Source organism: Curtobacterium sp. B18 (assembly GCF_000333375.1).
Classification (GTDB): domain Bacteria; phylum Actinomycetota; class Actinomycetes; order Actinomycetales; family Microbacteriaceae; genus Curtobacterium.
In genome coordinates this window covers 1-10,417 of record NZ_BACZ01000384.1, presented here as the reverse complement: position 1 = coordinate 10,417, position 10,417 = coordinate 1, and the positions used below count along the sequence as shown (strand labels likewise).

Sequence of the window (10,417 nt, the reverse complement as noted above, 5' to 3'; positions counted from 1 at the left end):
GACACCGCGCCTCCCGTCCGTCCGACCGCCCTCGTCACGGGCGCGACCCGTGGGATCGGCCGGGCGATCGCGCTCGACCTCGGCCGGACGCACCACGTGCTCGTCGGCGGCCGCACCGCCGCGGGGGTCGACGCGCTCGTCGCCGAGCTGCCGAGCGCGGCGCCCTTCGTGGGCGACCTCGGCGCGGGTGCGGTCCCGCCGCTGCCGGAGCGCCTCGACGTCCTCGTGCACTCCGCCGGGGTGGAGCAGGGGACGACGATCGCCGACACCGAACGCGCCGTCTGGGAGCAGGTCTTCGCCACGAACCTCTTCGCCGTCGCCGAGCTGACCCGGCTCGCGCTCCCGGCACTCCGGGCCGCGCGCGGCATCGTCGTGCCGATCAACAGCGGGTCCGGGTTCACCGCGGGCCCCGGCGGCGGCGTGTACGCCGCGTCGAAGTTCGCGCTGCGGGCCTTCGCCGACGCCCTGCGCGAGGAGGAGCGGGGCAACGGCGTGCGGGTCTCGAGCGTGCACCCGGGCCGGACGGACTCCGACATGCAGCGTGCCCTCACCGAGAAGCTCGGCGAGGACTACGACACCGCGTACTACCTCGCGCCGTCGGACGTGGCGGACGCCGTTCGGACCGTCGTCGACCTGCCGGAGCGCGGCACGATCGAGTCCCTGGCGATCCGGCCGACGCGGCGGCGCTGACGGGACGGCGCACGGGTCGCCGCTGACGGGACGGCTCACGCCAGCTCGGGCTCACGCCAGCTCGATGCGGGTCGTGAGGTCGAGTCGGTCCAGGAAGTCCTCGTCGTGGCTCACCACCACGAGCGCCCCGCGGTACGCCCGGAGCGCGTCCACGAGCTGGTCGACACTCGTCAGGTCGAGGTCGTTCGTCGGCTCGTCGAGCACCAGCAGCTGCGGCGGCGGATCCGCGAGCACGAGGCTCGCGAGCGCCACGCGGAACCGCTCGCCGCCGGACAGTGCCCCGGCCGGGCGGTCCACGGTGTCCCCGCGGACGAGGAACTTCGCGAGGCGGTTCCGCACCTCGGCCGGCGGCACGTGCGGGGCGTCACGCCGGACGTTGTCGAGGACCGACACGGCGTCGTCGAGCGAGTCCTTCCGCTGCGGCAGGTAGCCGACGCGGTCGACGTGCGGGACCGCAGTCGTGTCGGGCAACGGGTGCGTCCGCGCACCGGGGACCCCGACGAGCTGCTCGAGGAGCGTGGTCTTGCCGACGCCGTTGTCCCCGGTGACGGCGACGCGTTCGGGACCCTGCACGATCGACTCGCGGCCCCGCACCCGGATCGTCGCGATCTGCCGGGACGCCGGGACGGCCGGGTCGGGGAGGGTCACGTGGATGGACTCGTCCGCCCGCAGCCGCCCCTCGGCCTCGCGCTTGGTGGCGAGTGCGGCGGCCTCGTCCTCGGCGTACCCGGTGCGGAGTCGGCCGGCGGTCTGTTCGCCGCGCTTGCGCATCTCGTTCGCGAACATCTTCGGCATCCCCTCGGCGGCCTTCACCCCGGACCGGGCCCGGCGGGCGATCTTCGTCTCGGCCTCGATGCGCTGCCGCTTCTCGGTGCGGTGCCGCTGCTCGGCGACCCGGACCTCGCGCTCGACGGCGGCCTGCTGCACGGCGAGGTGCTCCTCGAACGCGCTGAACGTCCCGCCGAACACCGTCATGCCGCCCGCGCGGAGCTCCGCCACCTCGTTGACGTGCTCGAGGAGCTCGCGGTCGTGACTGACGACGACGAGGGTGCCGTGCCAGTCGTCGACCATGCCGAGCAGCAGCGCACGGGCGCGGCGGTCGAGGTTGTTCGTCGGCTCGTCGAGGAACGCGATCGGCAGCCCTCGCAGTCGGATGCCGGCGACGGCGACGAGCACCGACTGTCCACCGGAGAGCGTGTGCACCGGACGCTCCAGGACGTCCCGGTCCGAGCCGAGGGCGGCACCGACCCCGATGGCGTCGAGCGCCGCGGCCGCACGCTCCTCGAGGTCCCAGTCGTCCCCGACGACGTCGAAGTGCTCCGGGGCGGCGTCACCGCCGAGGATCGCGCGGAGTGCCGTCAGGGTGGGGCGGATGCGCAGGAGGTCGGCGACCGCGTCGTCGTTCTGCGGTTGCAGCCGTTGCGGCAGGTGGTCGACCGGCCCGGACGTCGTGACGGAGCCCGACGTGGGGTGGAGCCGACCTGTGACCAGCCGGACCAGCGTCGACTTGCCGGCACCGTTCCTCCCGACCAGGCCGGTCCGGCCACGGCCGAAGGCGGTGGTGAGGTGGCTCAGCGCGACGGTGCCGTCGGGCCAGGTGAAACTGAGGTCGTTCAGGACGACGGACGGACTGATGGGCATACGGGTGCCTCCCCGGTGGTCGATGCTGGGCGCACGACACCGGACCCGCCGCGGGAGGGCGGAGCGCCCGACGGGGCGCGACGATCACGGTGTCAGCGCGAGGGCTGAGCAGATCCGGTGATCGACAGTAATTCGTCCACTTCCGTCGGGGAGCCCTGCGTGACCGCCATCCGGACCGCCGGTCGGTCGTCCCGCACCGGTGGCCTCGCGATGACGACGAGGACCCGATCACGCTACGCCGGGCGCCGCGCGCCGCGCAAGACCCCCGGACCGTGACAGGCTGGAGGCATGCCGGAGAACCTGCTGCCGAACCCGACCGCGAACCCCGAGACGCTCCTCCCCGCCGAACCGGAGGTGACCGCCGCCCTCGCCGCCGACGCACCCGTCGCGAGCGTGGTGGTGTCGCACCCGGCGTCGAGCCTGGCGTGGGCGATGCTCGCCGACGAGGCGTGGGAGCGCGGGGCCACCCTCGAGTCCTACGCGTACGCCCGGGTGGGCTACCACCGTGGCCTCGACGCGCTGCGGAAGGCGGGGTGGCGGGGTGCCGGGCCGGTCCCGTGGTCGCACGAGCCGAACCGGGGCGTGCTGCGGGCGCTGTTCGCGCTGCGGCGGGCGGCGGAGGCGATCGAGGAGCCGGGCGAGCCCGAGCGGCTGACGGAGTTCCTCGATGCGTCGGACCCGGCGGCGATCCCGGCGCTGAGCGCGTAGCGCCGCGCCGCCGGCGCTCGCGCGCCACGCGCCGCGCGCTGCCGCGCCGCGCTGGTGCGTGCGACCAGCGCACAACGCAAGTCACCCCGAACCGCGTTTCCGACTGGTTCGGGGTGACTTGCGTTGTGCGGAGCGCGCGGCGCCCGGGGCGCGCGGCCCCGGGACGCAGCGCGCCGCCGCCGGCCGCAGCCGCTAGCGCCCGGCCGCCGCCGCGCGCCGCCGCCGCGCGACTGATATCCACGCGCCCGCCGCCAGCAGCAGCGCCGCCACCGCGCCGGTCACGAGGACGCTCCGCCCGGACGCCCCCGTGTACGCCAGCGAACCCCGGGCACCCGCGGGCTCAGCCGCCCCTCGGACGACGGACCCGGTCCCCGCACCGGCTCCCGTCGCGCCGGTGTCCGTGCCCGAACCGGTGCCGGTCCCGGGCGAGGGCGACGGCACCACGGTCGGCGTCGGCGACGGCGTCGGCGCGACGACCACCGAACCGCCCGACTCCACGGCGACCCGGATCGTCGCCACGACGGTCTGCCCCGCATCCGTCGTCACCTGGTACCGCACGGGGGTGGCCGATCCGGAGAACGTCGGCTCCGGCGTGAAGGTCACCCGTCCGTCGGCGCCGACGGTCCAGACACCCTCGCCGGGGACCCGGAGCCGCTTGCCGTCCGCCGAGAGCTCCGCCCCGTCGATCCCGTCGCCGCTCAACCGCAGCGAGCCGGGGTCCGCCGCGCTCCCGTCGAGCGGGTCGTTGCCGAGGACGTCGATCGTCAGCGGCCGATCCGGTTCCGCGGTGCCCTCGTCGTCGACCGCGACGGCCTCGGGCAGGACCACCTCGAACGCGGCGGTGTCGGCGTTGTTCGTCAGGTCGACGTCACTCACCGACCCGTCGAGCGCGATCGCCGAGCGTGCCGTGTCGAGCCGGCCGGCGTCGAAGTCGGTGACGCTCTCGACCGGTAGCGTCCACCGTCCCGAGCGGGTCGTCACGGGCACCGTGCCCCGCACCGTGAGCGTGATCCCACTCCCGGGCGGCCCCGCCCAGTCGGCGTCCTCCGCGCCCGTGCCGCTCGGGGACGCGCACGTCGCCCCGGCGTCCGCGCGACACGTCCACCGCACGTCCGTCAGCGGCACGCCGGCGGTGACCGCCACGGTGCGCGCGAGCGCGTCGGCCGCGCCGCCGATGGTGGCGGGGCCGTGGTTCTCGGACCGCACCTCGAACACGGCGTCTGCGCCAGAGCGGACCGGCTGGTCCGTGAGGGTCCGGGCGGTCGTCACGACGTCGGTGGGCTGCGTGGCCCGCAGCCCCCGGATCTCGTGGAACTGCGACCGACCGCCCGTCGACGCACTGAAGCCGAAGCGCAGCCGGTCGGGCAGCGACGTCCCGGGGAGCTCGGCGGTGACGATCTCGCGGAGCGCACCGGGGACGGCGTCGGGGGCGACGGGGTCGGACATCGCGACCCGCACCCGGATGCCGTCGGCGTCGGTCGGCAGGACGTCGATCTGCACGTGCCGGTGGGTCGCGGCCGCTGCGGTGGTCTCACGGTCCTCGAGGAACCCCTCGCCGAGGTCCCCGGTGGTCGCGAGGACGGGGTAGCAGTCGCGTTCGGCCCCGCGGATCGTGACCGCGTTCGGCACGACGTCGGGCCGGGCGAAGTTGCCGAACCGGTCGAAGCCGACCCCGACGACGCCTCCGTCGAGGCCGTCGGCGCACGGTCGGGTCCCGTCGTGGTAACCGAGGCCGGCGCCGACGGGGCCGATCGACTCCAGTGGGACGGCGGCGTCCTGCAGGAAGAACCCGATGCCGTCGGCGTACCCGGTGTCCGTCGTGCTCCACATCCGCTCGTCGAACGCGACGCTCAGCCCCCGGCTGGAGTCGTAGGGCGACTCGTCGAACACCGCGGAGCTCACCCGCTTCGTGTCGTCGGTCAGTCGCAGCCACCGCCCGGCCGGGCTGTGGTCGACGATGGTCGCCTGGTCGTCGTCGGACGCGATGCGGGTCCATCCGGCGGGCATGGTCGTGCCGAGCGGCAACCCGGCGAACGGGTCGGACACCGGGAAGGGCGCGACCGCGTGCGCGGGGGAGGGTGTGGTGACCGTCGCCGCGAGGCCGCCGCCGACCACCACGATGGCGGTCAGGGCGGCGTTCACGACGGCGCGCCTCGGAGTGCTGTGCATGGGGTCCTCTCTGCTGTGGTGCGGAGACGACCCTTCCCGACGCCCGCGAGGCGCGCAAGGAATATGTATCAGATATGTGAGTTCCGGACTGTGATCAGCCGAGGACGACGCTCCACGAGGACGCCTGCGGCCAGAGCTGGTGCTCCGGGAGCACGTCGAGGCCGCACGCGCGTGACCCGAGGCCGTGCTGCGCGAAGTCGAGGTACAGGTACAGGTGGTCGGACGCCGGCAGCTCGTACGGGTGCTCCGCGCGGTCGATCTGCTGCGCGGTCCACGGCGTCAGCGTGAAGCCCGCGCGGTGCCGCCCGACGGTGGACACGGTCAGGTCGCCGACGGACAGCGACCGCAGGGCCGGACGGTGTCCGTTCTCCTGCGGGCGCGAGTACTCGACACCGAGTGACCGGACCGGTGCGGTGAACCGGCCGACCCGTGCGGCGTGCGACGAGTCCGCGTAGGACTCCAGCGGCCCGGTCCCGAACCAGGTGGCGTCCAGGTCCGTCAGAGCGGTCGGCAGGTCGAACCGCACCCCGATGCGCGGCCAGGTGACGTCCCACGCGCCGAACGGGACGGCGTCGGTCTGCAGCAGCAGCCCCTCGTCCGTCCGGGTCCAGCGGTGCGTCACGTCCACGCCCCAGCCGCTGTTCGCCGCCGCGACGCGCACCCGCTGCTCGAGGCCGGTGGCGGTCCGGTCCACCGACACGAGCCGGTGCGTCAGCCGGTCGAGTCCGCGTTGGCGCCAGCGGGTCGCCGAGGCCGGCGCGTCCGGGTCGCCGACGCCGTGCGTCAGCACCGGGTCGGCGGTCTCGTAGCCGCCCTGCGACGCCAGGCTGTCGTTGTCGGTCGGTGCGCGCCAGAGCTCGAAGCGCGGACCCTCGACCTCGTGTCCCTTCCAGGACACCAGGTCGCCCCGTGCCGAGAAGGTCCCGTCGCCGAGTCGGTCGCCGTCCCACCCCTGACGGGAGGCGCGGGGGACGTCCGCCGCGCGCGATGCGACGAGCGTCTGGGTGCGTGCCACGACGTGGCCGGTGTCCGCCCAGGCCGTCGGGCCGGCGAGTTCGGCGGTCACGTCGAACCAGAGCTCCTCGCCGGGAGCCAGCGTCCGGGCGCGGGCGTCGAGGACGGCGTCGGGCACCGGGACGGTGGCGGACGAGCGTGCCGCGATGACGCCGGGGGCGAACCGGCCCTCGTGCTCGACCACGCCGTTCTGCGACAGGGTCCAGTGGAACCGCAGTCCCGCGGTCGACGCCGAGTGGTACCGGTTCTCGATGAGCACGGTGGTGTCCGACGCGGACAGTCGGATCGGCGCCACGACCGCGGCGAACTCGGCCAGCCCCGGCGTCGGGGTGTCGTCGGGCAGCACGAGGCCGTCCATCACGAAGTTGCCGTCGTGGACGACCTCGTGGAAATCGCCGCCGTACGCGTAGTAGGGGCGTCCGTCCGGCGTGTGCGCGAGCAGCCCGTGGTCCCGCCACTCCCACACGAACCCACCGTGCAGGCGCGGGTACGTGTCCACGAGCGCCTCGTACTCGGCGATCTGCCCGGGACCGTTGCCCATCGCGTGCACGTACTCGCAGTGGATGAACGGCTTCGACCGCTGCCGGGCCGCCTCGGCCGGGCCGCAGCCGAGCAGGGGCGTGGCCGGACCGCCGCCGATCGACTCGGTCTCCTGCAGCGTCGGGTACATCCGCGAGTACACGTCGGTGTACTCGCCCGTGTAGTCGCCCTCGTAGTGGACCGGACGCTCGTCGTCGCGGTCGTGCACCCACTGCGCCATCGCGGCGAGGTTCCGGCCGGTCCCGGACTCGTTGCCGAGCGACCACATCACGATCGACGCGTGGTTCTTGTCGCGCTCCACCGTCCGCGCGATGCGGTCGAGGTACGCGTCGCGCCAGTCGGGGTCGTCCGACGGGTTCCCGACCCAGTCGGTGAAGAGGAAGCCGTGCGTCTCGAGGTCGCACTCCAGGATCACCCAGAGGCCCAGCTCGTCGGCGAGGTCGAGCACGCGGGGGTGGGGCGGGTAGTGCGAGGTGCGGATCGCGTTGACGTTGTTCCGCTTCATGAGCGCCATGTCCGCGCGCGCGTGCTCCTCGTCGAAGACCCGCCCGCGCACGGGGTGCGTCTCGTGCCGGTTGACGCCGTGGAACACGACCCGTTCGCCGTTCACCAGGAACCGGTCGCCGACGATCTCGACGGTGCGGAAGCCGAGCCGGAGCGACACGGTCTCACCGCCGGCGCTCCCACCGGCAGCGGTCCCGGTCGACAGGGTCGCGTCGTACAGCCGCGGGAGCTCGGCGCTCCACGGCTCGACGCCCTCGACCTCGATCGGCGCGACGTCGTCGGGACCGGCCCACACGACGTCCACGCCGAGCGACGGCACCGCGAACCGCACCGGGAATGCCGCGTCCAGCGTCGGGAAGGAGATCGTCCCCGTACCGGTGGCCGGCCGGCCGGACGCCGCGGTCCCGGCGCTCGCCGCGTCCCCGAGCACGGCGGTCCACCCGGCCCGCACGAACACGTCGTCGATCGATGCCGTCGGCCGCGCCACCAGCGTGACGTCACGGAAGATGCCCGGCAGCCACCACTGGTCCTGGTCCTCGAGGTACGAGGCCGCCGACCACTGGTGCACGCGGACACGGACCTCGTTCGCCCCCGGTCGCAGCACGGACGTGACGTCGAACTCGGTCGCGAGCCGCGACCCGGTCGACCATCCGATGAGGGCGCCGTTCACCCACACCCGGAAGTGCGACTCCACCCCGTCGAACCGGAGCAGCACCCGGGCCGCGGCGTCGAACGACGACGGCACCGTGAACGTGCGGCGGTGGTCGGCGGTCGGGTTCTCCTCCGGCGGGTGCGGCGGGTCGATCGGGAACGGGTACTGCAGGTTCGTGTAGCTCGGGGCGCCGTGCCCGTGCAGGACCCAGTGCGACGGCACCGGGATGGTGCCCCACTCGTCCTCCGGACCCGGGTCCGGGACGTCCGCGACCGGTGACCACCGGAAGTCCCACTCGCCGTTCAGCGACAGGGTGGGAGCGTCCGTGTGCAGCCAGGCCCGAGGGGCCAGCCGGGTGTCGGAGCCGGGTGCGGTGGAGGAGAGTGCGGCGATGGTCAACCCTTGACCGATCCTTCCGTGAGGCCCCCGCGCCAGAAGCGCTGCAGGACGATGATGGCGATGACGAGCGGGATGACCGAGACGAGCACCCCGCCGGTGGTGAGCTGGTAGAACTCCGGCAGCCGGTCGACCTGCGAGCGCCAGTTGTTCAGCCCGAGGGTGATCGGGTAGAGCTTCTGGTCGGCCAGCATGATGAGCGGCAGGAAGAAGTTGTTCCAGATGCCGACGACCTGGAACAGGAACACGGTCACGAGCGCCGGCGTCATCTGCCGCAGCACGATCGTGTGGAAGATCCGGAGCTCGCCGGCACCGTCGATGCGGGCCTGCTCGAGGAGCGCCGTGTCCACCGACGCCGCGGCGTACACGCGGCAGAGGAACAGGCCGAACGGCGAGACGAGGCTCGGGATGAGCACGCTCCAGTACGTGTCGGTCAGCCCGAGCGTCGAGAACAGCAGGAACAGCGGCAGCGCCGTCGCGGTCCCCGGCACGAGCACACCGCCGAGGATCGTGCCGAACACGACCTGCCGACCGCGGAACTCGTACTTCGCGAGCGCGTACCCGCCTGCGGCCGCGAAGTAGGTCGCGAGGACCGCTCCGACGCCCGAGTACAGGATGCTGTTCGCGATCCAGCGGACGAAGATGCCGCCGTCGTACGTGAAGACCTGCTGCAGGTTGCTGAAGAGCGCGAAGTCGCCGCCGAACCAGAACCCGTTCGTGGCGAACAGGGCCCCGGTGGTCTTCGTCGCGGCGATCACGACCCAGTACAGCGGGACCAGGAAGTAGATCGCGACGATGACGAGGATGCCCGTCACCACGATCTGCGACCTGCCGGAGCGGTCGAGCTTACGGCGCTGGTGCGCCGAGATCGACGTGGTGTCGACCGGGACCGCGGTCTTCGCGGTGGCAGGTGCCTGGACGGCTTCGCTGGTCATCGGTTGTCCCCCTCGGCCCGGAGGCGCGGTGCGGCCCCGGTGGTCGTGCTGCGGTTCGCGACGCCGGTCGCCGGACGCGACCCGTCGGCGGTGGCGACGCGCGTCTGGAGGGCGCGTCGCGCCTCCTGGCCGTCGCGCTTGGCGCGCTTCCTCTGGTCCCGCTCGTTCTTCGGCGGACGGTTCGTCAACGCGAGGAACGCGAACGACAGGATGAACGCGGCCAGCGCGATGATGACCGCCTGCGCACTCGCGACGCCGTACTCGTTGAAGGCGAACGCGTTCGTGTAGGCGGCGTAGTTCGGCGTGTACTCGGTGTCGATGGCCGGGGCGACCGTGGACAGGATCTGCGGCTCGGCGAAGAGCTGCAGGGTGCCGATGATCGAGAAGACCGTCGTGAGCACGAGCGCCGGTGCGATCAGCGGGATCTGGATCCGCCAGGCGACCTGGAACGCGTTCGCGCCGTCGACCTTGGCGGCCTCGTAGACCTCGCCGGGGATGGACTTCAGCTGGGCCACGATGATGAGCATGTTGTAGCCGGTGTACGTCCACGTGACGATGTTCGCGATCGACCACAGCACGCTGTTCGCGCCGAGGAAGTCCGGCTGCAGGCCGATCCCCTGCAGCAGCGACACGATCGGCGACAGGCCGGGCACGTACAGGAACGACCAGAGGATCGTCGCGATGACCCCGGGGACGCCGTAGGGCATGAAGTAGATCGCACGGAAGAACCCGGGCCAGCGGGCGCTCGCCGACTCGAGCAGCAGCGCGAGGATCGTGCAGGCGATGATCATCACCGGGACCTGCACGACGCCGAACAGCAGCATGCGGCCGATCGAGGCGACGAAGCCGGAGTCCTGCAGCGCGATCGCGTAGTTGTCGAACCCGGCGAACCGGCCGACGACGCCGTCCTCGCCGAAGAGCCCCTCGCGGTCGACGGTCGTGAACGACTGGAGCAGCGCGCTGATGATCGGGATGATGAACGTCAGCAGGAACAGGGCGAGGAAGGGTGCGAGCAGGATCCAGGGGGCCCGCTTCTGGGCGACGTGGCCTTCGTGCTCGTGCGGAAGCCGTTCTTCGGCTGTGTCGTGGTCATCGTGCCCGTCCTGACGCTCAGGGCCCTTGTCCTTGAAAGACTGGACGATCTCCTTCTGGGCGGAGCTCCACCGCG

7 protein-coding genes are annotated in these 10,417 nt (G+C 72.9%); 2 read left to right on the top strand and 5 right to left on the bottom strand.

Features of this window, described 5'->3' with window-relative positions:
* The coding region (locus tag I5E_RS10635; protein WP_022906969.1) for an SDR family oxidoreductase at positions 1-690 on the top strand (690 nt) is incomplete at its 5' end.
* 51 nt (positions 691-741) lie between these two features.
* On the opposite strand, the gene I5E_RS10630 is transcribed toward I5E_RS10635, so the two are convergent.
* Positions 742-2,331, bottom strand: a complete 1,590-nt coding sequence (locus I5E_RS10630; protein WP_022906968.1) for an ABC-F family ATP-binding cassette domain-containing protein — start codon at positions 2,329-2,331, stop codon at positions 742-744.
* 288 nt (positions 2,332-2,619) lie between these two features.
* Here I5E_RS10630 and I5E_RS10625 point away from each other — a divergent pair, with 288 nt between their 5' ends.
* The gene (locus I5E_RS10625) at positions 2,620-3,039 is read left to right on the top strand and encodes a DUF3151 domain-containing protein (protein WP_022906966.1); all 420 of its coding nucleotides are present in this window, start codon (positions 2,620-2,622) and stop codon (positions 3,037-3,039) included.
* A gap of 192 nt (positions 3,040-3,231) precedes the next feature.
* Here the strand turns inward: I5E_RS10625 and I5E_RS10620 are convergent, their stop codons facing one another.
* The 4 genes from I5E_RS10620 to I5E_RS10605 form a co-directional block, all read right to left on the bottom strand.
* Complete coding sequence (locus I5E_RS10620; RefSeq protein WP_148286936.1) at positions 3,232-5,208, bottom strand: Ig-like domain-containing protein; 1,977 nt, start codon at positions 5,206-5,208, stop codon at positions 3,232-3,234.
* Positions 5,209-5,302: 94 nt separating this feature from the next.
* Complete coding sequence (locus I5E_RS10615) at positions 5,303-8,317, bottom strand: glycoside hydrolase family 2 TIM barrel-domain containing protein (protein ID WP_022906964.1); 3,015 nt, start codon at positions 8,315-8,317, stop codon at positions 5,303-5,305.
* On the bottom strand, positions 8,314-9,249 hold the full coding sequence (locus tag I5E_RS10610) for a carbohydrate ABC transporter permease (protein ID WP_022906963.1): 936 nt from the start codon (positions 9,247-9,249) through the stop codon (positions 8,314-8,316). Before I5E_RS10610 ends, I5E_RS10615 begins: the two co-directional genes overlap by 4 nt.
* Positions 9,246-10,391 (bottom strand): carbohydrate ABC transporter permease, encoded by a 1,146-nt coding sequence (locus I5E_RS10605; protein WP_261974902.1) that lies wholly within the window; start codon positions 10,389-10,391, stop codon positions 9,246-9,248. The genes I5E_RS10610 and I5E_RS10605 overlap by 4 nt, the downstream gene beginning before the upstream one ends.
* Positions 10,392-10,417 lie beyond the last annotated feature (26 nt).